General features: G+C 57.9%; 23 protein-coding genes and 1 tRNA gene. 17 read left to right on the forward strand and 7 right to left on the reverse strand.

What is annotated here, in order from left to right; translation table 11 throughout:
- Positions 1-62 precede the first annotated feature (62 nt).
- Entirely contained in the window at positions 63-1,283 is a 1,221-nt protein-coding gene (locus AB7828_RS30730; RefSeq protein ID WP_441232353.1) for an MFS transporter, read from the forward strand.
- Here AB7828_RS30730 and AB7828_RS30735 read toward each other — a convergent pair.
- The 3 genes from AB7828_RS30735 to AB7828_RS30745 all read right to left on the reverse strand — a co-directional run bounded on the left by AB7828_RS30735 (position 1,280) and on the right by AB7828_RS30745 (position 3,568).
- On the reverse strand, positions 1,280-1,657 hold the full coding sequence (locus tag AB7828_RS30735) for a hypothetical protein (protein WP_139285952.1): 378 nt from the start codon (positions 1,655-1,657) through the stop codon (positions 1,280-1,282). The two genes, AB7828_RS30730 and AB7828_RS30735, sit on opposite strands and share 4 nt — an antisense overlap.
- 170 nt (positions 1,658-1,827) lie before the next feature.
- Positions 1,828-2,235, reverse strand: coding sequence for a DUF4864 domain-containing protein (locus AB7828_RS30740; protein ID WP_441232118.1), 408 nt, complete (start codon positions 2,233-2,235; stop codon positions 1,828-1,830).
- 4 nt (positions 2,236-2,239) lie between these two features.
- Positions 2,240-3,568 (reverse strand): amidohydrolase family protein, encoded by a 1,329-nt coding sequence (locus AB7828_RS30745; protein ID WP_441232354.1) that lies wholly within the window; start codon positions 3,566-3,568, stop codon positions 2,240-2,242.
- Between the two features lie 1,032 nt (positions 3,569-4,600).
- Between AB7828_RS30745 and mobC the strand changes: the two genes are divergently transcribed.
- Genes mobC through AB7828_RS30765 form a run of 4 tightly spaced genes read left to right on the forward strand, consistent with a single transcriptional unit; the run spans position 4,601 to position 8,309 of the window.
- Complete coding sequence (gene mobC / locus AB7828_RS30750; RefSeq protein ID WP_441232119.1) at positions 4,601-5,044, forward strand: plasmid mobilization relaxosome protein MobC; 444 nt, start codon at positions 4,601-4,603, stop codon at positions 5,042-5,044.
- Positions 5,041-6,285: a relaxase/mobilization nuclease domain-containing protein gene (locus tag AB7828_RS30755; protein WP_441232120.1), complete on the forward strand. Its 1,245-nt coding sequence runs from the start codon at positions 5,041-5,043 to the stop codon at positions 6,283-6,285. Before mobC ends, AB7828_RS30755 begins: the two co-directional genes overlap by 4 nt.
- 12 nt (positions 6,286-6,297) lie before the next feature.
- The gene (locus tag AB7828_RS30760; RefSeq protein WP_441232121.1) at positions 6,298-7,725 is read left to right on the forward strand and encodes a type IV secretory system conjugative DNA transfer family protein; all 1,428 of its coding nucleotides are present in this window, start codon (positions 6,298-6,300) and stop codon (positions 7,723-7,725) included.
- Entirely contained in the window at positions 7,722-8,309 is a 588-nt protein-coding gene (locus AB7828_RS30765) for a hypothetical protein (RefSeq protein WP_441232122.1), read from the forward strand. The genes AB7828_RS30760 and AB7828_RS30765 overlap by 4 nt, the downstream gene beginning before the upstream one ends.
- Before the next feature lie 68 nt (positions 8,310-8,377).
- On the opposite strand, the gene AB7828_RS30770 is transcribed toward AB7828_RS30765, so the two are convergent.
- On the reverse strand, positions 8,378-8,968 hold the full coding sequence (locus AB7828_RS30770) for a tyrosine-type recombinase/integrase (protein ID WP_441232123.1): 591 nt from the start codon (positions 8,966-8,968) through the stop codon (positions 8,378-8,380).
- Between the two features lie 245 nt (positions 8,969-9,213).
- On the opposite strand from AB7828_RS30770, the gene AB7828_RS30775 reads away from it, so the two are divergent.
- The 9 genes from AB7828_RS30775 to AB7828_RS30815 all read left to right on the forward strand — a co-directional run bounded on the left by AB7828_RS30775 (position 9,214) and on the right by AB7828_RS30815 (position 18,921).
- Positions 9,214-9,627, forward strand: a complete 414-nt coding sequence (locus tag AB7828_RS30775; RefSeq protein ID WP_441232124.1) for a hypothetical protein — start codon at positions 9,214-9,216, stop codon at positions 9,625-9,627.
- Positions 9,628-9,638: 11 nt separating this feature from the next.
- Complete coding sequence (locus AB7828_RS30780) at positions 9,639-9,911, forward strand: helix-turn-helix domain-containing protein (protein ID WP_441232355.1); 273 nt, start codon at positions 9,639-9,641, stop codon at positions 9,909-9,911.
- A gap of 587 nt (positions 9,912-10,498) precedes the next feature.
- Positions 10,499-11,641: an AAA family ATPase gene (locus AB7828_RS30785; RefSeq protein WP_441232125.1), complete on the forward strand. Its 1,143-nt coding sequence runs from the start codon at positions 10,499-10,501 to the stop codon at positions 11,639-11,641.
- Positions 11,634-13,859 (forward strand): S8 family peptidase, encoded by a 2,226-nt coding sequence (locus AB7828_RS30790; RefSeq protein WP_441232126.1) that lies wholly within the window; start codon positions 11,634-11,636, stop codon positions 13,857-13,859. The genes AB7828_RS30785 and AB7828_RS30790 overlap by 8 nt, the downstream gene beginning before the upstream one ends.
- A 214-nt stretch (positions 13,860-14,073) precedes the next feature.
- Entirely contained in the window at positions 14,074-15,021 is a 948-nt protein-coding gene (locus AB7828_RS30795) for a hypothetical protein (RefSeq protein ID WP_441232127.1), read from the forward strand.
- A gap of 838 nt (positions 15,022-15,859) precedes the next feature.
- Complete coding sequence (locus AB7828_RS30800; protein WP_441232128.1) at positions 15,860-16,420, forward strand: hypothetical protein; 561 nt, start codon at positions 15,860-15,862, stop codon at positions 16,418-16,420.
- Positions 16,421-16,590: 170 nt separating this feature from the next.
- A complete protein-coding gene (locus tag AB7828_RS30805; protein WP_441232129.1) occupies positions 16,591-16,899 on the forward strand; it encodes a hypothetical protein in 309 nt (102 codons plus the stop codon).
- Positions 16,900-17,004: 105 nt separating this feature from the next.
- On the forward strand, positions 17,005-17,166 hold the full coding sequence (locus AB7828_RS30810) for a hypothetical protein (protein WP_441232130.1): 162 nt from the start codon (positions 17,005-17,007) through the stop codon (positions 17,164-17,166).
- Positions 17,167-18,921 (forward strand): recombinase family protein, encoded by a 1,755-nt coding sequence (locus AB7828_RS30815; protein WP_441232356.1) that lies wholly within the window; start codon positions 17,167-17,169, stop codon positions 18,919-18,921.
- On the opposite strand, the gene AB7828_RS30820 is transcribed toward AB7828_RS30815, so the two are convergent.
- Positions 18,878-18,953 (reverse strand) — tRNA-Ile (locus tag AB7828_RS30820). The two genes, AB7828_RS30815 and AB7828_RS30820, sit on opposite strands and share 44 nt — an antisense overlap.
- A gap of 151 nt (positions 18,954-19,104) precedes the next feature.
- Here AB7828_RS30820 and AB7828_RS30825 point away from each other — a divergent pair.
- Positions 19,105-19,317: a DUF1328 family protein gene (locus tag AB7828_RS30825; protein ID WP_089267474.1), complete on the forward strand. Its 213-nt coding sequence runs from the start codon at positions 19,105-19,107 to the stop codon at positions 19,315-19,317.
- Positions 19,318-19,348: 31 nt separating this feature from the next.
- Here AB7828_RS30825 and AB7828_RS30830 read toward each other — a convergent pair whose 3' ends face one another.
- Positions 19,349-20,326, reverse strand: coding sequence for a Bug family tripartite tricarboxylate transporter substrate binding protein (locus AB7828_RS30830; protein WP_170849793.1), 978 nt, complete (start codon positions 20,324-20,326; stop codon positions 19,349-19,351).
- Between the two features lie 147 nt (positions 20,327-20,473).
- Here AB7828_RS30830 and AB7828_RS30835 point away from each other — a divergent pair, with 147 nt between their 5' ends.
- The gene (locus AB7828_RS30835) at positions 20,474-21,445 is read left to right on the forward strand and encodes a TAXI family TRAP transporter solute-binding subunit (RefSeq protein ID WP_441232131.1); all 972 of its coding nucleotides are present in this window, start codon (positions 20,474-20,476) and stop codon (positions 21,443-21,445) included.
- Between the two features lie 213 nt (positions 21,446-21,658).
- On the opposite strand, the gene AB7828_RS30840 is transcribed toward AB7828_RS30835, so the two are convergent.
- Complete coding sequence (locus AB7828_RS30840) at positions 21,659-22,882, reverse strand: ABC transporter substrate-binding protein (RefSeq protein WP_441232132.1); 1,224 nt, start codon at positions 22,880-22,882, stop codon at positions 21,659-21,661.
- Between the two features lie 427 nt (positions 22,883-23,309).
- Here AB7828_RS30840 and AB7828_RS30845 point away from each other — a divergent pair, with 427 nt between their 5' ends.
- Complete coding sequence (locus tag AB7828_RS30845; protein WP_441232133.1) at positions 23,310-24,269, forward strand: AraC family transcriptional regulator; 960 nt, start codon at positions 23,310-23,312, stop codon at positions 24,267-24,269.
- Positions 24,270-24,340 lie beyond the last annotated feature (71 nt).

Below are 24,340 nucleotides of genomic sequence, written 5' to 3' on the forward strand. Positions count from 1 at the left end.
ACCCGTGGGCACACGCCGAGGATGTTGCCGCCGTGACCATCGCGACCCCCACTTCAGATTCGATGCCGTTCCTGCCTGACTCCCGTCAGGCCTGGATCAGGCTGTCGCTTGCCTTGATCATCGGCTCACTGGGGTCAGTGGGCATGTGGTCGGTGGTGGTGGCGCTCCCGGCCGTGCAGGCCGACTTCGCGGCCAGCCGCGGCGCGGCGTCGCTGGCCTTTACCCTGACCATGGTCGGCTTCGGCCTCGGCGGCGTGGTCGCCGGCAGGCTCACGGACCGGTTTGGCATCGTGGCCACGATTGCGCTTGCGACGGTGCTGATGGGCGCCGGTTATCTTCTCGCGTCGCAGTCCACGGCGCTTTGGCAGTTCAATCTTATTCACGTGGTGATCGGGGCAGGATCGTCGGCAACCTTCGGGCCGCTGATGGCGGAGGCGTCGCACTGGTTCGAACGCCGGCGCGGCATCGCGGTGACTGTCGCTGCAACCGGCAGCTATATCGGCGGCACGCTCTGGCCGCCGATTGTCAGCTGGGGCATTCTGACTTTTGGCTGGCGCTCGACGCATATCAGTGTCGGGATCGTTACAACCGTCCTGATGCTCCTGATGCTCGCGGTTCTGCGCGCGCAGATGGGTGCAGTCACACGGCGTAGTCACGTCAATGCGCCGCCGCCCAAGGTCGATCTGCAGCTCAGCAACAATACACTGACGACGCTTCTCTTCGTGGCCGGCATCGGTTGCTGTGTCGCCATGGCGATGCCGCAGGTGCATATCGTCGCTTATTGCGGAGATCTCGGCTACGGCGTGACGCGCGGCGCCGAGATGTTGTCGCTGATGCTGGCCTGCGGGATTGTCAGCCGTGTTGGCTCGGGTTTTCTGGCCGATCGTATCGGTGGCATTCGCACGCTGCTGATCGGCTCGTTGCTGCAGGGATTCGCACTGCTGTTCTATTTGTTCTTCGACAGCCTGGCTTCGCTTTACATCATCTCGGCGATGTTCGGCCTGTTCCAGGGCGGTCTGGTGCCGGCCTATGCCATCATCATCCGCGAGGCGATGCCGGCATCGCAGGCGGCTACGCGTGTCGGTATTGTCATATTGGGCACGGTAGGAGGCATGTCACTTGGCGGCTGGATGTCGGGCGTCATCTTCGACGCTACGGGCTCCTACGCGGCAGCGTTCATGAATGGCCTCGCCTGGAATGCACTCAACGTCACGATCATCACGGCGCTGATGCTGCGGGCGCGCCGCAGGTTGATTTTCTCGTCGGGGACGTCAGTCGCCTAAGGCGTCAGATCCTGCACCGGCGGCATCGCCGGAAATCCATCGATCGGCACGTTTTCGAGCGCGCGTTTGGCCGGGCCGCTACCGAACATGCAATCAAGCGTCGGCTCCGCAATCGCCGTCATGGTCCGCGGGATCAAGCTTCGTTTGTCCGGCGGCAGCCAGTTCTCGTTCAGCGTGGGGACGCCGCGCTCGGTGACTCCGTAGAGGATAGCGTCGAGGATATCGCGATCGCCGATCTCGCTGATCAGCGCGGTGCGGACGCAGTCACAGATCGCTTCGGGATGCGCATAGCGCGACACCATGAAGGGCGCGCAGAGTCGGATGAACTCGCCGCGCGGATCGGGCATCAGGGACAGGCGACGCGTGTCAGTCATCGCGATGGTCGACACCCCGCACGCCAACAGGCTGCCCAGGACAATGGGAGACAGTGTGCTGAGGGACAGGTACCGCAACAAATTCACCCGGGAAGCAACCGTAGGACGAGAGAGGTGCAGGACCTATTATAGATGATGTGAGGTGCGAATGTGAATGCCGCTGTGAGGTGTCACACAGCTTGGCCGACTTTCAGCAACATGCAGCCGCTGATCTTCAGGCTGCCATCCGGCTGCGGCTCCAGCGTGTAGAGCGCATCCCACGGCACACCATCGGCATCGACGATATGGACTTTCTGCTCAATTGTACCGTCAGATGTGTTGCTCTCGGTGAATTCGAAGCTGCGATGGCGATAGATGGGTGCATAGGCGTTGCGCACCATGTCCATGAAGCTGTCGGGATCGGTGAAAATGCTCTGGATGCCGGGGGCCGCGAACCCATAGGCAGTCACAGCATCGTCGCGCGCCAGGGCATCGGCTTGGGAGCTGATGATCTTCTGCGCCGCCGCTACATCCTCCGCAGCACGGACAGGCGATGCGAGGCCGATCGCTATGACGACAAGAAAGAGGAGGCTGCGCATAGGCTCACTTGCTCAAAGTGTTCTTGTAGATGACGCCGTCCTTCATGATGATTTTGAAGTTATTCGCGGGATCGGCAATCAGGTTGATGTTGTCCAGCGGATTGCCGTCGACAAGCAATAAATCCGCGAGCGCGCCCTGTTCCACGACGCCGAGCTTGCCGGGATAGGGATTGCGCTTGCCGGACAACGCCAGCAGTTCGGCGTTTGTCGATGTCGCCATGACCAGCGCTTCGGCGGGGGTGTACCAGCGCGTCAGCGAGGCCAGAATTGCCCCCTGTTGCTGCGCGAGCGCGCGCGAGAACAGCACGTCGGTGCCCCACGCCGTCTTGATCTTGTACTTCCTTGCAAACTCGTAGGACCTGGCTATGCCGGGCCAGACCTCATCCGCCTTGGCCCGCTGGACTGAACCCACCGGAAAGCCAAGCCTTAGGTCCTCGGGGAGGGGCTGCAAGCTCAACCAGATGTCCTTCTCGGCAAGCAGCCTGGCGGTCGCCTCGTCCATCAGCATGCCGTGTTCGATGCACTTCACGCCAGCGGCAACGGCTCTCTGGATCGCAGCCGGAGTAAAGGCGTGCGCGGCGACATATGTGCCCCAATTCTCGGCCGCTTCAACGGCGGCGCGTAGTTCGGCCTCGGTGAAAGTGGTCACGTCGACCGGACTGAAAGGTGACGACACGCCGCCGCCCGCCGTCAACTTGACCTGGGAGGCGCCCTGCATGAGTTGCTCGCGCGCGCGCAGGCGCACCTCGTCAGGGCTGTCCGCGACGATCGCGCCACCGACCTGCTCCATGCGGGTGAGCATGCCGCCGATCGTGCGTGGCAGATCGGTTAGCTGCCGGAAATCCCCATGCCCGCTCGTGATAGTGATCATGGCGCCGGACGGATAGATGCGCGGGCCCTTGACGATGCCCTCGTCGATGGCACGCTTGAGGCCGAACACCGGCCCGCCAACATCGCGAACCGTGGTGAAGCCGCGCATCAGAGTATCGGTTGCTTCGTTGCCGGCCAGCAGATTGTTGTAGCCGACGTCACCGAAGGCCTGTGCCGGCGTCACCCGTATCAACATCGCGTGCCAGTGATTGTCGATCAGGCCGGGCATCAGCGTATGCCCGTTTCCTGCAACACGCTGAGCGTCTGCGGCCGCTATCGGTGCCGTAGAAATACGCTCGATGACGTTGCCCTTGACCAGTACATGTGACGGAGCAGAAAGAGTGGCGCTTCTTCCGTCGAAGATTCGAACATTTTCGAAGAGCACATCGCCGGCGCTCGCGCTGGTGCAAAATGTCAGCGCGAGAATTGCCGCGAGCCGTCGACTACCGACAGGGAACAACATGAGCGTTCTCCGAGCAGTAAAGCCTGCACTATGGCAGATACCAGCGTCCACTTGAAGGTGGCGCCTCCACCGGTGGAGCTGCGATCCCGGCTGATGTTACGGGGAATCCGCTCGGCCAGACGTGAATATATCTGGTTGCTCAAGCTCGTCTGGCATCGCCCATCCTTCAGCCATCAAAGCGACATGGAGCGCGGTTCGAACGTCGGGCGGCTCAATTTTCCCGACAGTCGCCTCATCAAGAACAGCGATCAGCTTCGTCCACCGCGGCGTTGTCTTGGCTTCGCTGTCAACGTAACGCTGGACCCATCTAACCGCCGCCAGGAGAGAAAAGATCGTGCGGTTCCTCGCCGGGGTTTGCCCGGGCGCCTCAGGCATCAATCGAATTGGTTCAAAGATCATTTGTACACAAACCGACTGCTGAAATTCGCTTCATCGTGCCACAGAGCCGGCAATACGCAATGGGTGCCGGCATGACACGCAGCAACTGCACGTCGCCCTGAAGGCCGTGATCAAGCGCGCGATCACCGTCCTGGATGCGCTGGGCGACTCCGAGATGCGATTTCAAAGCCAGGGGCAGGAGCCGGGCGATCAACGATGCTGAGCTAGCGTATGGCTATACTGACTATACTGAAGCGACGATGCAGTTCATCCCGACCGCGCGAGATTGCAGGCGCAAAGTCTTGGCACATCGATCCAACCCTCTCCGCTACTGACGAAGATCCCCGGAGTCGGGATCGCCAAAGTGTCCGCCACCGGCAACGATTGTCTCACCGGGCTTGAGGCCGGCTCATGCGGGCGATCAGCAAACGCTTCAGAGGAAGAATGCGTATCGAATGGATTGGCTGCAAAAAGCAGCCCCTCACAGACTGGTTCTAAAACACCAAATCACTGGTGGGCCCGGAGGCCAACCCGCTTAGCCTGCTCTTCTGCGCATTAGGTGTCAAACCCCCGAAACATAAGCCAAATCGGGCCAAGAGGCACAAACCTCGCGCTCCAGCTTGTTCGGTTGTTTGATAGCTTCGCGAGCAGACAATGACGAAATCTGGCGATGTAAAGCAGGCTCAGCCGTTCTCAATCCGATTGACGGAAACTGAAAAGGAGCAGCTACGCAAGCGCGCGGGTTCGATTCCGCTAGGCGTATTTATCCGCAATTTGGTGTTCGGCGATGAGCGGGTCATTGCCGTCGCGGCCCAACGTTACCCTCTAAAAGATGCCGAGCCTTTGGGCCGGTTGCTTGGGATGTTGGGCCAATCTCGCTTGGCGAATAATCTCAATCAGCTAGCTAAAGCTGCAAATCAAGGCAGTCTGCCGGTGACGGCAGAGTTGGAAACCGATCTTAGCCAAGCCTGTGCCGACATCCGCGAGATGCGGCATTTACTGCTTCGCGCCCTTGGCATGCAGATACTGGACGCAGTGCAGGACGATTCGCCGCTCGCGGACAGTTTCGCCGATGCCGTTGGGAGGATCCAGAAATGATCCTCAAAGCCTCGCAACGCGGCGGGCCGCGTCAACTCGCGGCGCATCTGCTCAATTTGGCGGACAACGACCATGTCACCGTGCAGGAATTACGCGGTTTCATAGCCGACGACCTGCACGGCGCGATGACTGAGACCCTCGCCATTTCGAAAGGCACCCGCTGCCAGCAGCCCGTCTTCAGTTTAAGTCTCAACCCGCCCAAAGACGCTGAGGCATCAATCGATGACCTAATTGCCGCCGCCGACAGGGCAGAAGCGGCGGTTGGTCTCGAAGGCCAGCCGCGCGCGATCGTCATTCACGAGAAAAACGGACGGCGGCACGCCCATGCCGTCTGGTCACGCATCGACGCGGCGGAGATGAAGGCGGTCAATCTGCCGTTCTTCAAGACGCGGCTGAACGACCTCGCCAAGGAACTCTACCTCGAACACGGCTGGGAGCTGCCGGATGGCCTCAAAGAAAACGGGTGGCAGAACCCGCTGAATTTCACTTTGGCGGAATTCCAGCAAGCCAAGCGGCTTGGTCTCGACCCGCGCGAGATCAAGCAAGTCTTCCAATCCGCATGGCGGCAATCGGATGGCTTGCCCGCATTCAAGAATGCGCTGGAAAGCCATGGCTATTTCCTGGCGCAAGGTGACCGGCGCGGGTTTGTCGCGCTTGATGTTCACGGTGAAGTCTATTCTGTCGCCCGTTTTGTAGGCGTGAAGACGAAAGAACTTGGACAGCGCCTGGGATCGCCGTCCACGCTTGCCAGCGTCGATGCGACGCGCCAGCGCATTCAAGCGCTCGGTGGTGACCGGGCGCGGCAGACGATTGCCGCGCAACGGGACGCCAATCGCGCCAAGGTAACACCGTATCGCGAACAGTTACGGATGCTGGTCAAGCATCATCGCAAAGAGCGGTCCATCCTCGATGACCGACAGGCCGTGCGCCGCATCGCCGAAACCAAAGCGCGCGCGGACAAATTCCGGCGCGGCCTAGGCGCGGTCATGGATGTTCTGACCGGGCGATTGTTCGCGACCAAAAAAGAAAACGAACGCGAGGCTTATGACTGCGCCTTGCGCGACCGCGCACAGCGCGAAGGCCTCGTGTTCGCCCAGATGAAAGAGCGCGAAGCGCTGCACCGGCACATCGCAGAAATGGAGCGCACACACCGGCAAGAAAACCGCGAGCTTGTCCGCCGTTTTATTGTGTTCGCACGCGTCGCGCGCGAGAAACATCACGATCTTGGTCTGTCATTGTAGGAGTACGAAACCATGGCTAGGACATTTCCACCGCGCGGCACTGGTATCGTCGGTGCGAAAGAACAGGCCCCGTCGCGGGTCTGGGCGAACGCGAAGGCTCTGGGCCATCATTGGGACGATGCTCCGGGAAAGATTAGCCTTGGGGTTTTCGAGGGACGGATTATTGCCGAGCCTGATCGGCCTCGTGCACCTAAAGGCAGCGGCGATGACCGGAATATCGTGACGCTAGCAGCGTCCCGCGCTGGAAAATCGTCGTCGGTCCTGATTCCCCAGCTTAAGCGATATCTGGGGTCGGTATTGGTGATCGATCCGAAAGGCGAACTGGCGCGGCTGACGGCAGATTATCGCTCGGCGGTTCTAAAACAGAACGTCGCCATCCTCGATCCGTTCGGCGTCTCTGGCTGGCAGTCGTCATCCTATAACCCGTTCGATGAACTGGACTCGGCCTCCGACACTTACGTCGATGATGTCGCGCTCGTCGCGGATGCGCTGATTATCGATGCCGAGAAGGACCGGCATTGGACTGACTCAGCCAAGAATCTCGTTCGCGGCATCATTCTGTACATGGCGCTTACGGGCGAATGCTCGCTGCCCCGCATGTACGAAATTCTGCTGGGTGCTGAAGGCTCTTTGATGTCGCCCGGCAAGGACGACAATCTGAATGATTTCTTCTTCGTGCGTATGGCGGCGAAGGAAGGCTTCGATGGCCGGGTCGCCTTGATCGGGCAATCGTTTCTCGACAAGTCCGAAAGAGAGTTGAGTTCGGTTCTCTCGACTGCCCGCGAGCAACTGGCATTCCTACATTCGCGCCCGCTCGCCAAGGCGCTGAAATCGTCGTCGCTGCGCTTGAAGCATCTGAAGTCTGCCCCAACCACGATCTATCTATGTCTGCCCGTAACGCGGCTTGCGACTCATGCGCGGTGGCTACGCCTTATCGTCACGCTGACGCTGATCGAGATGGAGCGCGACCAGACCATCCCGCGTCATCCGGTACTTCTCATGCTCGAAGAGTTCGCGGCATTGGGCTACATGCGCCCGATAGAATACGCCGCCGGATTCATGGCTGGGTTTGGTGTTCGCCTATGGACCATTCTGCAGGATCTTTCCCAGCTTAAGACGCACTTTCCCAAATCCTGGGAAACCTTTCTTGGCAACGCCGGAATCCTACAGACCTTCGCCGGCGCTGACATAACCACAACGGAATACATATCCAAGCTGCTCGGCAACACGCGCATCGTCGATTCCCGCGATGTTTTTGTGTCCGGCGAAGCGCGCGGCCAAGGCGATATCGGGAGGCGCGATCATGTCGAGAACACGCGGCTACTCGACCCTGGCGAGATATCGCATTACTTCGCCCGCGAAACCAACCGACAGCTCATCATCGTGCCAGGTCAGCCGCCGATCTGTCTTGACCGCTTCGAACCGGAGCCGCGCAGATGAGCGAGATCGTTCGAACGCACGATACGCAAGGCAATCTGATGTCCTGCGGCTATGCGTGGCAGGAGGAGCGAAGTTACGTGACCCTTGCTGCGGTGGTCGGCGTCGCAATCGGCGTCGGCGGAATTGTGTTCTGCATCGCTATGGCGATGAGAGGACACCAGATGCCGATAACTGTCTGGCAAATGACGGCGACATTCGTATTGAGCACGGCGATTGGATACGGTGGGTGTCAACTTTGGGATGAGTGGCGCTATGCGGAACGGTCGATCATCTTCCACCGCGACGGGCGCATTTTGATGCCAAGCGGTGTGCCGGGGTATTTTCGGCAAGATCATATCGACGGCTCGCATCGATACATCACGTCGGTCGGCAAGCTGTCCCACAAGCTGCCTGAAAGATCCAACGTGACGTATTCGGTCGGAATGTACGCGAGGAATGGCAACGTCATTCACATCACCTCGAAAGACTACAGCCACGACTTCGCGCATATGGTCAGCGTTCAGGCGATGAATGCTCTCCAAGAGCTGCGGGATACGATCACTGACCCAAACTACTTCGAATATCCGCCTTCCTCGAATTCTTGAAAGAAGCGTTTCCAAAGGGAACGCCTGACGAGTTGGCGGCCTTCATCGATTGAAGCAGGCTCATTTGGCTACTGCCACATGCGCTCGGCGATTTCGCGCTCTTCCGCGCCAATAACCTGAAGATAGATGGCGGTTGTTGTCATGCTGGCATGTCCCATCCAGCGTTGAACGAGATTTAGAGGAATCCCAGTGCGGATGGCATGGACGCCAAACCCGTGACGCAAGCCTTTCGGAGTGGCGTGAAGCCCCGGGTTGATCGCCGCCTGGGTCATGACAGCCTTTACCAACTGCCACGCGCGGCTTCTCGACCAGCCCCAAAGGCGCGCGCCGGGAACGGATAAATCGTGGAGTTCCTGCAATCGTTCGATCAATGCCGCTGGGACAGGCACTTGACGGATGACGACGGCCTTCTTTCGCTTCTTAAGGCTACGCAGTGCAATGGATGTTTCGCCGGTCTCGATGCTCGACGATATCAGATTCAAACCTTCGCTGATCCGACACCCCGTAAAGGCGAGCACGAGGCAAAAGGTCCGCAATTCTAACCGGGGACACTCCATGGCGGCGGCAATGAAACGCGTCCGCTCCGGACCGTTGAGATATTTGCGCTGGCCGTTCGCCGAATACAGGCTTGCCGCGTAAGGCTGGGTAATTGTGTGCATTTTTCGCTCCTTCGGACGACGATGTCGTCGAAAGTGCGACAGTCTTGCCAATTCTGTTGAATGCCACGAAGCGCTGAAAATCTTGCTATTTCGCGCTCTCGATTGCCGGACCTTTTAGCAGGTCACTGAATCCGGATCAAGAATCCCCGTGCCAGAATTTGTGATGCGACAGAATTGGCAATTCTGTTGCGCGCCTCAAATGCCCACCCGGACTCTGCCTACAGGCGAACAACAGGGGATTTGCGATGGATCAGAACGAGGCGCGAGCCATCTTTGGAACTGTCTTCAGTAGAGGTGCAGGACTATGGGTGACAAGCATCTTTCTCGCGCTCTTCGTCCTCTTTCATCTCTTTGTGGCGGGCTTCGAGATGACTGATCTCGCTTACTGCAATGTAAGCCCTGCCAGGCTTCAGCTGTTCCAGATATTTGGGCCGGTACTTGCCTTTGTCTTATTTATCGGCTTGCGTGCGGCCATCCCGGGCAAAACCCAGATTCCGCGCATCGTCGCACTAAGTCTGATCGCCGTAATCGTCGGCATCAATCTTTGGTATTACTTCAGCCGCGCAAGCGTCGTTTGGGCGTCAGACCTGCCTCAAACCAGCTTCTGCAAGTTCGCCCAGGAGATCTTGCCGTTTGAGCGATCGCGGTGGGGACGGTAAGCGTGGACGATGTGATCGATGCGGTTGCGCTCCAATTCGGAGTGTTGCCCGCAGAGATTGTATCCAGCATACGGACGCGGGAGGTTTTGCCCGCTCGCCACGCTGCGGCGTACCTCGCGAGCAGAGTAAGCGAGCTAAATTCGATCCTGGTCGGCAGGCAGCTGGGCGGACGGGACAACACACTTGTCGATCTTTATCGCCGCTGCGCCATACGTCGAATGGCCGGAGATATTGCGTTCGCAAATTCGCTGAAGATATTGCAGAAGCGGCTGTCGGACTCGTAATGGGTTCTCAGAGGCGGGTTGCTCGTGCAACCGACTAGCCCAGCGGCAATGAGCGGGGATCGGCCCGTACAAGGCCGCAAGCGGATGGCTGGCGCGGGCTGGAGCAATGCGACGACACGGGCCGACGCTTTCGTCCAAAGGACTTGGCCTTGACGGCAGGGGTGGCACACCCCGCTTACTTGAGCGACGGATCGTCACCGAAGGCAGAGACAAGCGTTCCGCTGTTTTGCAATACCGGCTTGGCTCGGTAAGCGCTAGCGACTGAACCCGGTCGGTAATTCCGCGCGCAAGCTGGTGGATGCGATTCGGAAGAACGGGTCCGTCCCGAAAAAGCAGACGTGCTGTGCTGGACTCGAACCTGCGGCAGGGCCAGTCAGATCTGTGGTCCAATCCGACACCACCCGGTCGAAATCCCTTATCGGCCCAGAATACGATCGGACTAGATATGGGATATTTTGGTACATTATAGTCCGCAATAATATACAGCAAATTCAATAGTTTATAATCATTGTGGACTAGTAACATGAATTATACTGGATGTTAGTCCGCGGTGATGCTACGATGATTCTCAACATGAAGAGGACACCGTGGCGGACAAGAAAGTGTTTGAAGGAAAAGAAGAATTTTTGACGCTGGCGCGACTCGCGCTCGGTGAACGCGCTCAAGATGTGCCGCTTTATCTTGGAAAGATTGCGCGGAAGTACCGCGAGGCTGCTCCGGAAGTGGCAGCGGAAATTGGCACCCTCCTGAAGAATGTTTCTGGACGAAGCTCCGCGCTTCGCAGAGAAACTGCGACGCCACTTCCGGTCGATAACGACTCCCGCTTGCATCTAATTCGAATGGAGAAGCCCGAGCCAGGAATGACGGCTCCAGTGTTTCCTCCAGCCGTGTCGCGCGACATCGGAACTCTCATCAAGGAACGCCAGCAAGTCGAACTGCTGTCTGATGCTGATCTGGAACCAACCCGGTCTGCTCTATTTGTTGGCCCCCCCGGCGTTGGAAAGACGATGACGGCGCGATGGATCGCATCGCAATTGGGGTTGCCTTTATTCATTCTCGATCTGTCAGCTGTGATGAGTAGCTTCCTTGGACGGACGGGCAACAACGTTCGCGCCGTGCTGGATTACGCTAAGCGTCAACGCTGCGTTCTTCTTCTCGACGAACTTGATGCTATTGCCAAGCGGCGGGACGATGCGACAGAAATTGGCGAACTCAAACGACTTGTAACCGTTCTCTTGCAGGAAATTGACGAATGGCCTGCGGACGGCCTTCTTCTCGCGGCCACAAACCATCCCGAACTTCTAGATCCGGCCGTATGGCGCAGATTTGATTCCGTGATCAACTTTCCTTCACCAAATCGGGATGATGTGAAGCGCGCGATTGTTGAATATCTCGGCAAACAGAGCGGCGTCAGCGACGAGTGGATTGGCATTTTGTCCATGCTGCTCCACGCTTCCAATTTCAGTGACATTAGAAAACGGGTTACAGGGATCCGTCGCGCAGCGACGATGAACAACGTTGATATAACTAAAGAGATTGAGGGTTATCTCCAGCGCGCAGTAGAATCCATGCCGCACGTAGAAGTTATTTCGTTAGCAAAAAGACTTTACGCGGTTGAAGGCATGTCGCAACGCAGGGCAGCCGAGTTGACAGGTGTCAGCCGTGACACATTAAGAAAAAGCGACAGTAAAGACTCAAAAGATTTAGGCCAGGAGGCTTCAAATGGCTGATAAGCGGAATTTCTTTCTGGGCAAGGGCGAACGTCTTACTGAGCCGGTGACGCCATCAGGCCGCAAGCTTGATAAGGAGCCACCGTACACGTTCGATGAAGCAAGGTCACGCTTGGCCCCGATGCTTGATCGGACAATGCGGGCTTTTGCAGAGCTTCCGGAAGCAGCGAAGCCAAAAGGCGAAGTGGTCGGCGGAATCGTTTTGAATCCAGAGTACATTGCCAAGAGCTACTACCCAGAACGCGTGCTGAAATATTACGGCCTGAAATCTGTCGGTAGCAAGCCGACGCTAGTCACGCCGGAGAAACGCAGTCGTGGGAGACCGCCGGAAGAAAAGCCGACGACGCGGCTCTATGTTGCTGGTGCCGTTAGCAACTTCCGCAGATTTCTGGCAGACATTGAGCAAGGTTCGATTGTTGAATCCGTCCAAGGTGATCTGACAGCGATGGAACAGGTCGATGCCATCGACGCGGAATCTAAGATCAAGGGGCGGTTTACGGACGCAAAGATAAGCCCGCTGGAAGTCGTGCTGCATGCGAGCGAGTTCCGCAGCGACCTATACATCATCGACGCGTTTCAAGATTACCTCGCATCGTTTGGCCTGGAAGCGGATCTCGATCACCGTTTTCACGCGGGTGGACTGTGCTTCATACGGATGCGCGCGCCGCGTGAACGCTTTACCCAAATCGCGAAGTTCTCTTATCTTCGAGCTTTACGAGAAATGCCTCGGCTGCGCGATTTGCTGCCTCTTCGTTCGCTTAAAACGAGTAAACTAGCGCACGTAAAGTTGCCTAGCGGCGCAGCGATGGATCCGAATGTCCGTGTGGCTGTGTTTGATGGAGGGATGCCGGAGGGGACTATTTTGGAACCGTGGGTAACGCGGTTCGATCCACCCGGTATTGGAGCGCCTGTGCCGGAAGCCCTCGAACACGGTTACGCAGTGACGAGCGCAGTGCTGTTTGGTTCGCACAGCCCCGGCGAGGCATCCGCCCCTTTTGCCAATGTGGATCATATCCGTGTCTGGGACGAAGACTCCGGATCGGATCCGCTCGAACTGTACGACGTTCTTGAGCGCATCAAGAATACGCTCGATAGCTCCCCGCAATATGACTTCATCAATCTCAGCCTTGGACCTTCCCTGACTGTAGAAGACGATGACGTACATGCGTGGACGTCAGTGCTCGATGAATATCTTGCGGATGGCAAGTGCGTGGCAACCGTGGCCGTTGGAAACGACGGGGACGCTGATGCAGCGCAAGGACTCAATCGGATTCAAGTTCCGTCTGATACTGTCAATGGCCTCGCTATAGGTGCCACGAATTGCGAAGAATTGGTCTGGAAGCGTGCAAGCTACAGCTCGGTCGGCCCCGGCCGAAGTCCCGGCATTGTAAAGCCGGACATCGTTGCGTTCGGTGGTTGTGAGGACACGCCATATTGGGTGCTTGGTCCGAATTCCGGGACCGCACTGGTACCACAATGCGGCACAAGCTTTGCCGCTCCGCACGCCCTTCGCATTGGAACTGGTGTCAAAGCGAGTTTCGGCGGCTCGCTTGAGGCCTTGGCCGTTAAAGCCCTCATGATCCACACAGCGGAGGAAGGTCAGGAGCCGCAATCCGATATCGGCTGGGGCCGCGTTCAGCACGACATCGATAAAATCGCGATTTGCCCGGACGGAACTGTTCGCGTCGTCTATCAAGGCGAGTTGACCGCCTCAAAATATCTGCGGGCCGCAATTCCACTGCCTGATGTGGATTTGAAAGGAAAAGTAAATATCAAAGCGACGCTTTGCTATTCGACAGAGATCGACTCCGCCCATCCAGGAACTTACACCCGGAGCGGGCTTGAGATATTCTTCCGTCCGCATGCGGAACGATTTGCCCCGGAAGCGGCACATCCGAAGACCGAAAGCTTCTTCTCCATGTCGAAACTTTACGATCACACAGAAGAATCCATGCGTCGGGATGCCCACAAGTGGGAAACATGTTTGCATGGAAACCTGAAGAAGATGGGAAAAAGCTATAAGGACCCCGTGTTCGATATTCACTACGTCGCTCGCGACGAGGGCCATGTCGAGCACCAAAGCCCGAAGATCAAATATGCTTTGGTAATAACGATCGAGGCACCGAAGCACGCTGATCTGTATGATCTGATTGTCCGAAAATACCGTAACATCCTTGAGCCGATGCTGCCGATCCAGGTGCCGGTACAAGTTTTGTGATCTAGTCTCTACGACTCGTGTGTGTGTCGGAGCGGCGAAACGTCCTGACTCAATGGGGCCGGGGAGAAGCGAAGTTTCCCGCGTGCAGTTCATTCGCCGTCGCGTTTAGCGCTAAGGTGGACGAAGGGGCAAGACGCTAGACCATAGGGGGTCGGAGCAGCTTGCAATTGCGACATGTGCTAGAATTGCAGCCGGAAAGGTCAGGATTGCGGCTATGTTAGCGTCAACTCAAGAAGAGCGGGAAAGCGTTGAGGGGTATTTTCTTTGGCAATCACCGAAGGCTTCCATCAGTTTCCTGCAAAAGGTCTATTGCGAAACCGTTGCCGGTCATAAGCATGACGTTTGGGACGTCCATGCCAGTGACGGGCGCTGGTGGGTGATCACCAATCCGACCAATCTGTACTCCCAGACCCAATTCCCCAATCTTGATTATGCGGTGACCTTCCATCTGGGGCTGTGCGTTCGCATCCCCAGAACGGACGAGCAGGAAACGGCAGACGCCTACTTCACGCCTTTTTCGACGCTGTTGAATGAACTTCACAGCCTTCCGGATGCCTTGGGTCAGGCAAAGAGCTTGTCTGACTATCAGGGCATTGGCGTTAAGTGCAGAGAGCTGCTGCTGTCCTTCGTCGGCGCAGCGCAGGATGCAATCATATGGCCTGTGGAGACGCCGCCGCAAAGGGCGAATTTCCGGGCTTGGGTCGATATCATTTTCGACACCGTATTAGGCGGCCAGTCTCAACAGGAACGGCGGCGGTTGTTTAAATCGCTCTTCAACGAAGCATGGACCTTCGCGAACTGGCTCACGCATACGAAAAGCGCGACTTGGCACGATGCGGAAGCCGCGCAGACGACCGTGGATCATGCAATCGGCTTCGGCACATCGCAATTGCTACGGATAATCCGGCTCGTGCCTGAGCAATGTCCGAAGTGCGGTTCACCAAATCTCTCGCCGCAGGAAGCGAGGCCCGACGAAGTCCCGGACACCGTATGGGAGCGGCCCGCGTGCGCAGATTGTGATTGGACAGGATTGCCGGTGCGCGTTGATCCGGATTCACCGCCACGGCAACTCATCACCCGAGAGGGCGGCGAAGACACGGGCGAATGCATCATACCGAACGTGCCGCTCACAAAACTTACAAAGCCAGCCGGGCAGGTCTAAGCACAAATCTTCGGTGCGGCGGTTTAGAGCGCTGTATGGCCGGATGCCGCAGACGAAACGGCGGTCGTGGTTCGAAGGGGCGCGAAAGCCCCTCGTCAGGAGTCCAGATGGGCACGAAGGCCCTTTGGTCGTCTTCAGGCGCGAAAGCCTCGATGCAGGTTTCCAAAGGCGGCAGATGCCTTTAGGTCGCAGGTCCAGCGGCGATGACGTTAGGTCTTGGGTGGGTCTCGGGAGCGGGTCAGGAACGCCCATCCCGAGCGCGATGAAACGGGCGAACGTTTCGCTGGCGTCGTCGAGGCTCGATGCCGAAAGGCGCGCCATGAGCCGGGGGGATGCAACGGGGGCGCGCCAGCGGGACCCCTTGCCAAGATGGTGCGGGTATTACCGCACACATCTTGCGATGCGAAGCAACGAGCCATGTTATAGTTCAATGACTTCAGAATCGGGTTCTTTGATGCCACGAAACAGCGAGGCCAAGTCTAGGCCCAGTCGATCCACAAAGCCTGAAACCGGGGGCCGCGTTGCTGGCGGGCTTCCGCAACTCGATGCGCCCAAGACCGCCGCACAGATCACAAATCGTAATCCTCGAAAGCGCTTCAAGTTCGAGGTGGACGCGTTCATCGCTTGGCTACGGACGAAGGGTTTTATTCTCGATGGTCGTGAGCGTGGACATTGGAAGACTCATGGATGGGCGATAAGCACGTCCGCCGCTTCATATCGACCCTTAGATCGATCAAGCCGCCGCCAAAGTACGCCCTCCAGAGAAACCGCCCAACGTGAGGCGAGGGAAGCGCTATTTCGAGCCTTTAAGAGCGACGCATTAGGCAGTTCGGCTCGAATGGCTGGTACTGGGCTTGCGGTTAGTAAAGCAGCCAGGGTCCTGGGGCTGCAACGATACAGAAAAGGCCATGTTTCGGACGGCAAGGAAGGAAAAGTTGAATTCCAAGCCCTGAAAACGGTAACCTTCGAAAATCCTCTTGCAAGCGAAGGACCCATAGGCAGAAGCGGCACCACAAAAAAATTCAGAAATGCTTCCGATAGCTCGGTTCGCAAGCTGCCAGCGCAACCCAAGCTTTGGAATCACGATTTCAGAGGGAAAGCTGCGGGTGAGCGAGATAGAGTTTTAATCGCTCATATCGAGGAGGTTTATGGTGATTACCTTCCTGAACACGCTAACGCGATGCGCGAGTATCTTAAGCGCAAGGATCCGAAGCTGCTAGCTACGCTTAAAGAATTTGGTTTCAAGAATTTGCCGGAAAATCTCCGTATGCCCTCCATCCGTCAGAAGGTCGCCGAGCGCATCGCTCGTGCAGCAGCGGGGGGGTACGATGAAATGACCTCCGAAGAGAAAAAATCCGTTCGCACTGCAACGCAACGCCGCCTTTCACCCAAAATATAACATTACCCTATCAGTAGGGGTCACATGGCGAAACACCTCCTAGTTTGACATATGGAGGAGTTATGGTAATCTACAGTCCGTCCGCTGGATTGGAGCCATCTATGACCTGTTCTTGGATATGGCGACTGGAGAGAGACGCGCGCCGAATCTGGTGCGTCGGCGGTCCTACGATGACGGCCATTGAGGTCGCCGAGCAATTGGGTTGCTCAGCAAGCGATCTACACACCGCTCTCAGCCATATTCCCCAGCTTGGCTTTGATGCCATTCGTAGCCGCGGTTTAGAGATGATGCTTGCAGCAGACTCGGACGCTGGGAAGTCGATCGGTTTTCTTGCGAACGGGGACGTATCTGAAATCTTGGAACGAGATCAGGACGAACGCGACAGGCTTTCAGCTGAACGTGCGGAGCTTTGCAAATCTTTCGGGATACGGGGTTTGTCGCCCACTGTAGTTTTACATAAAGACAAAAATAACAAATAAAAGGACAATATTCCTAAAATTCCTTGCTTTCAGGCTCGTTGTTCCGGCATGATTGTTCCGGTTTTGTTCTATCGTTCAAACCGGAGGATGAGAGGAAAGAAGCAGTTGACCACGGATAGCCCCACCCACAAGAATCGAGACGAGCAGAAGCTCTTCGTGAGAATGGTGGAGCTGGTCGAGCTGCTGGCTCGCGCGGCGGCCGAGCGTGATTTCGCGCAGCTGCCAAACGGCAAACGCTGGATGGACCCTAAAGAAAGAAGAAATTAAATGTCCCTGCGCATTGCGATCTACAAGCGTTATTCGAGCGATCTTCAAAATCCCACTTCAATCGAAGATCAGGGTCGGCTCTGCCGGGCTTACGCAAAGCGCAATGGCTGGCAAGTAGTCGCAGAGTTTGACGAGTACGAAAAATCGGCGGGTGTGGGATCATTACACACGCGCACGGAAATCAATTACTTGATGGCTCGCGTCATGAAGGGCGAATTCGACATTATACTCAGCGAAGCGTGGGATCGCATCGCTCGTACCATGGAAGATGGTGCGGGCCTCTACAGCCGTGCGAAATTCGCACGAACGCGCTTTGTCACCGTGCTCGAAGGCGAAATCACGCCGATGCACATCGCGATGAAAGGATTCACGGCGGAGAGCTATATTTCCGATATGGGCATCAAAGTGAAGCGCGGTCAGGAAGGCCGCGTTCTCGCGGGCAAGATTGCTGCTGGTAATTGCTACGGCTATGTCGTGAGCAAGAATGTTGATGCCAAGGGCGAAATCATTCGTGGTGAGCGCACGATCAATCGGGAGCATGCCAAGGTAATCAATCGCATATTCAAACTCTATGCTGACGGTGTATCGCCCAAAGCGATTGCTACGCTGTTGAACAAAGAGGGCATTCCTGGCCCGGTTGGAGCAGAGTGGCAACCGAGCACAATCTATGGCAACTGGCATCGTCTCTCTGGAATCTTGCGCAATCCTCTATATGCAGGGCGTTACGTTTGGAACCGCGCCAGCTACCCAAAAAATCCTGATACTGGCAAACATGTCAGTCGTACAAATGACCTTGCTGTGCGAGTCAGTGCAGATATGCCCGAACTGCGCATCGTTGACGACGAACTTTGGAACCGCGTTCAACAACGTCTTAACAAGACGCGTGAGCAGGTGAGCGAGGGCAGAAAACCGTTTTGGGCGTATCAGCGTTCAAAATATCTTCTCTCGCACCGCCTGAAGTGCGGGTGCTGCGACAGTGGCATGTCGAAAATTTCAAACCTTATGTACGGCTGCTCCGCAGCTCGTAACAAAGGCGATACTGTTTGCACGAACCGCCGCAACATTCGTCAAGATCAATTGGAGGCGGCGGTCTTAGCGGCCTTGCAGAATGAATTGATGAAACCCGAGCTTCTCGCGGTGTTCTGCAAAGAGTACACCGCTCACATCAATCGACTTCGCGGACAACGAAACGGCGATGTCGCAAAGCATAAGCGCGAGCTTGAAAAGCTTCACCAAGAGGAACGCAGAATTATCGAAGCGATCAAAAATGGCTTCTACAACGAAGCGCTCAAACGTGAAGCAAATTTCATTGAAGATCGAAAGAGCGAAATCAGACGTTTACTGATGGATGCGCCGGAAGAGAAGATTTTTCTGCATCCGAACATGGCTGAAAAATATCGGAAGGAGGTATCGAAGCTGGTCCAGGCTCTCAACGATCCGAAGCAGTTCAATGAGGCAGCGGAATACGTGCGGGCGCTGATTGACAAAGTCGTACTGACGCCCGATCCAGATTCCGATACCGACCTCACGATCGATTTATACGGGGACCTTGCCGGGATTTTAAATATCGCCAGAACAGACAAATCCTCCGCTCCAATCCTAGAGGAGGACCTCAAGCATTTTCGAATGATTGTTGGCCCCACCGACAAAGTCGGCGGAGCCAACAATTTCTCATCAACCCAACCTAACCGTGCAGTCAGGCGGGGTAAGCTGGTAGGCCCGGCAGGACTCGAACCTGCAACCAGACCGTTATGAGCGGTCGGCTCTAACCATTGAGCTACAGGCCCCGCCGGCGTCCAGCGGGCGTGAGGACCGGGGACGGCGGTGCAGGCATTCCTTATATCGGCCATCGCCTGTCGGCAATGCCGCGTTCCCGGGGGCGGAACTTTGGCCGGGCGGTGGCGTTGGCCCGCGCAATTTCAACGTCGGGAGGCGCGGGTGTTTCGCTGGGCTGTCATCTGTCTGATCATTTCTCTGATTGCCGGCGGCCTCGGCCTCACCAACATCTCGGCTTTCGCCAAGAAGCTCTCGATCATCCTCTTTGCGCTGTTCTTCCTCGGCTTCCTGGCTTTGCTGGGCTTCGCCTATCTCGTCGCCGGGGCGGTCAGCAGTTCTGAACTGCTGCCCGCCATGGTCGCGGTGAGCGTCTAGCTCAGTCGCCCCCGGATCAACCGACCCTGGCTCAGTCGACCGAGACGCCGGCGAATTCCACCACCTTGCGCCATTTCTCGGTTTCGGCGGCAACCAGTTTGCCGAATTCCTCGGGCGTCATCGGCTTCGGCACACCGCCGGTCTCGGCGAGCCGTGCGATCAGCTTCGGATCCTTCAGCGCTTCGCCCACAGCCTTGTTGAGGGTGGCAATCACCTCCGGCGGCGTGCCCTTCGGCGCGGAGATGCCGTAAAAGCCGATGGACTCGAAGCCTGGCACCGTCTCGGCAATGGCCGGGACATCCGGCACGATGGGCCAGCGTTGCGGCGAGGTGACGCCGAGCGCACGGACAGTGCCGCCCCGCGACTGTTCGAGCGCCGTGGGCAGGTTGTCGAAGATCAACTGCACCTTGTTGGAGATGATGTCGGGAAAGGCGATCGCCGAGCCGCGATAGGGCACGTGGATCATGTCGCATTTGGTCATCGCCTTGAACAATTCGGCTGACATATGCACCGAGGTGCCATTGCCCGATGACGCATAGGAGATCTTGCCGGGATTGGCCTTGCAGTAGTCGATGAACTCCTGGACCGTTTTCACCGGCATACCATTCGACACCACCAGCATATTGGTGAGCTGCATGATGCTCGCGACCGGCACGGTGTCGCGGATGAAATCGTAAGGCAGCTTCTTGTACAGCGAGGCCGAGATTGCGTTGTTCGGCGCGACGAACAGCAACGTGTAGCCATCCGGCGCCGAGGTCACGGCCGCGGCAGCGGCGAGGTTGCCGCCGGAGCCGGCGCGGTTTTCCACCACGAATTGCTGGCCGAAATGATCCGACAGCCACTGTGCCATGATGCGCGCCACGATATCGACCGGGCCGCCCGCAGCGAAGCCGATCAGCCAGCGCACCGGGCGATCCGGATAGCCGGCAGCGGAAGCGGGGAGGGTTGTCGTGGCAAGGCTGGCGAAGCCGACGAGACACAGCACAGCAGCACGCAGAAAAGCGATCATAGTTCCTCCCAGACATGGAAATCGCAGCGCTGATGCGCGACGTCGTTCGATCGGGCTTGCTGCCCGTTACCTCCATGCTTTCATAGAATTCGGATTTTGCCTACAAGCTTGGTCGAACGATGCAGGCTGATCGACGTCGAGGTGCCCATGAAAATGATGCCGCTTGTTTGCGCAGCGTTCCTGACTGTCACGACAGCCATTGCGCAGGAGGGAGCCAAACCGATGTCGACCACCACGCCTCTTAGCTTGAGTCTCGGCACGGCGACGCCCGGCGGCGGCTTCCCGCTCTATGGCGACGCCTTTGCCGAGGTGATGAACAAGGCCGATCCGTCGCTGACGCTCGTGACGCGCAACACCAAAGGCTCGACCGAGAACATCCCGTTGCTCGAAGCCGGCCAGCTCGATCTCGCGCTGGTAGCCGGCGAGCCCGCTTACGAGGCGTTCAAGGGCATCGGCCGGGCGCCGACGAAGCTGAAGATCATCACCGCGCTCTATTCCAATCCCGGCATGTTCGTGGTCCGCGCTGACAGCCCCTACAAGACGATTCGCGATCTCGTTGGCAAGCCGATCGCCTTCGGTGCGAAAGGCTCCGGCCTCGTATTCCTGTCGCGCTATGTGCTGGACGGGATCGGCCTCGATCAGGACAAGGATTTTCAGGCGGTCTATCTCGACCGCGCCGGCGACGGTCCGGCGATGGTGCAGGACGGCCGCGTGGCCGCATTGTGGGGCGCAGGACTGGGCTGGCCCGGCTTCAAGGCCATGAGCGAAAGCCCCGGCGGCGCGCGCTTCATTGCGCCCGATGCGGCGGAGATCGCGCAGATCCGCGCCAAACATACTTTCCTCAAGCCGATGCTGGTGGGCGCCAACAGCTATCCGAACCAGCCGATGCCGATCGCGTCGGTGGGCTCGTGGAGCTACATCCTCGCGCGCGAAACGCTGCCGGATGAGGTCGCCTATCGGCTGGCGAAGACACTGCACGGCGCCGAAGCCACGCTCGGTGCGCGGCTCGCACAGGCGAAGGAGACGACGGCATCGAATACGGTGGCGTCAGCGCCCGATGTGGCGCTGATCCATCCCGGGGTGCTGAAGTATTTCAGAGAGATTGGGGTGGTCAAGTAGCGTAGTGGATCGCTCTTGCTTCCCCTCTCCCCCAGGCGAAGCGCAGCTTCGCTAGGTGGGAGAGGGTGGATGCGCGCCGAAAGGCGTGCAGACGGGAGAGGGGGCGCCACGAACTCCGAGTTTTGTGCACCCCTCTCCCGTCCGCGCTTCGCGCGGCCACCCTCTCCCGCAAGGGGAGAGGGAAAGTGGAGCGCCGCCGATAGTTTTCGTCTACTACTTCTTCCCCAATGCACAGGCCGGGTCCGGCGGCCCGAATGCTTCCTCACCGGAAATCTTCGCGAGGATCTTGTAGTAGTCCCACGGATACTTGGACTCTTCGGGCGACTTGACCTGTACCAGCATCAGGTCGTGCACCATCAAGCCGTCCTCGCGCAGTCTGCCGTTGCGCGCGAAGAAATCCTCGATGGGCTTCTCGCGCATCTTGGCGGCGACTTTCAGCGGCTCGTCGGTGCCGGCTTCCTTGATGGCATTGAGATAGACCATGGTGGAGGAATAGACACCAGCCTGCCACATGGTGGGCATCCGCTTGGTCTTCTCGAAGAAGCGCTTCGACCAGGCGCGAGTTTTGTCGTCCATGTCCCAGTAGAAGGCGGTGGTCAGCAGCAGACCCTGTGCGGTCTGTAGCCCCAGCGAGTCGATATCGGTGATCAGCGCCAGCAGCGCCGCCATCTGCTGGCCGCCCTTGAACACGCCGAATTCGCCGGCAGTCTTGATCTCGTTGATGTTGTTCGGCGGCCCACCGGCGATGCCGATGATCTTGGCTTTCGAGGCCTGCGCCTGCAGCACAAAGGACGAGAGGTCCGACGCGCCGAATGGCGGACGCACCGAGCCGATCACCTTTCCGCCAGTCTTGGTGACGACGGCAGATGCATCGCGCTCCAGCGCATGGCCGAAGGCAAAATCATCGGTGATGAAGAACCAGCTGTCGCCGCCGCGTTTCACCACTTCCTGCGCGGTGCCGACGGCGAGCGCACGGGTGTCGAACACCCATTGCATCGTATAGGGCGAACAGAATTTGCCGTGGAAGTCTGCAGCGCCGGTCGAATGGGTGATGAACAGCCGCTTGCGATCGTTGGCGACGTTCTGAACGGCAAGGCCGACGGCAGACACCGGCACGTCGACGATGAGATCGACCTGATCGACATCGTACCAGCGCCGCGCGAGACTGGCGCCAACATCGGGCTTCAACTGATGGTCACCGATGATGATGCTGATCGGCTTGCCCAGCACGGTCCCGCCGAAATCATCCACGGCCATTTGCGCGGCCGTCACCGAACCCTGGCCGGAGGGCGTCGAGGCCGGACCGTTCATGTCGGTGAGCACGCCGATCTTGACGACATCGTCGGAGACCTGGGCGTTTGCGGATGTGGCGAGCAGCGCAAGCGCAAAAGCGCCAGCGAGTGAAAGTTGTGTGACGGTCAGTCTTTTCAAGCGCATGAATATTGCCTCCCCGGTGCTTTAGCTGTGTTACGCGTCACATGCACGTCCCAGCTTTGGGCCGATCATGCAGCAGGTGTGAGGGCGCAACAAGTACGATAGCGCATGAAATCCAATGCTTGATATAGCAGGCGAGCAGAGCCCATCACGACGCTTTGACATATTGTAGTTGTATGCTAGTTGCCGCGCGCAGCGGAAATCATCACAACGCGCTCGCCTTTCGATGGGGCGGAATGCAAAGTTGCCGTGCCGGATCGAACGAAGTGCGATCTCAACACGACACATGCCTGCGCCTTGCCAGAGGCGCTTGACCGATAACCCGTTCGGCACGTGTAAGGCTCCATGAGCTGTGGACGGGGAGATCAAGGACCTTCGGTAAAGATGCCGACGCGATCATCCCAAAATCCTGAATACCGAAAGGCCGCCTGTGCAAAAGACTGCGTTTTCGTCCAAGGACTTGCCGCTTCATCTCGGCGAGAAGGCCAAGTTTGACTTGTGGCAGGATATTCACGTTGCGGAGATCTGGTCGGTCGAATACGCGGTGTCCGACAAACTCCCTTTCGAAGCTGTGATCGAAGCTACGAGTATCGGGCCGGTGGTTGTCGGCCAGATGGCCGGAACGATCAGGCAGGCGACGCGAAAGGAACGCAACATCGCCGATGATAGCAATGACAGCTATCTTCTGCTGATCAACAAGGCCGGCACTGAATTGACTGGCGGGCAGGTCGGTCGGGACTATGCTGTCGGCCGGGGAGAAGCGGCCCTCGTCACTGCATCCGAGCCCTTGCAAATGCTTGGCGCCGACGAGAATGTCTGGATGAATGTGGTGATCCCGCGCGAAGTTCTGTCGCAAGCATTTCCGCAGATCGATACCAGGCTGGCGCTAAAAATCGGGGCCGACAACGAGGCGCTCGCTCTCCTCAAACGTTATTGTCACCTTCTTGAAACCGGCCCGGCCCTCGTGAATCCGGGTCTCATTGCGCATGCGGCAACGACGATCGTCGACCTCATCGGTCTGGCGACGGGTGCGAAGGGCGGGACTGCCGAGCTGGCGGGTCTGCGGGGGCTCCGTGCGGCGAGGCTGCAGGCGGTCCTGGCGAATATTGCAGACAATTACGCCAACCACGGCATTTCGGCGCAAGGCGTTGCGCGGGAGCTCAAGCTGTCGGCGCGTTACGTTCATGATCTCTTGCAGGAGACCGGCATCAGCTTTTCTGAACGCGTGCTCGAATTGCGACTGCAGAAGACCTACAGGATGCTGCAGGACAGGCACAGCAGTGCAATGCGCGTCAGCGAGATCGCCATGATCTGCGGCTTCAACGATATCGCCTATTTCAATCGCTGTTTCCGCCGCCGCTTCGGATGCACGCCGAGCAGTGCGCGATAGTCACTACACGATCACGCAGTTGCACGTGCGCAATGACGATTGGCGCTGTTAACCGATCAAGCGTTGCCTGA

It is taken from the genome of Tardiphaga sp. 215_C5_N2_1 (genome assembly GCF_052076055.1).
In the GTDB taxonomy this organism is placed as follows: domain Bacteria; phylum Pseudomonadota; class Alphaproteobacteria; order Rhizobiales; family Xanthobacteraceae; genus Tardiphaga; species Tardiphaga robiniae.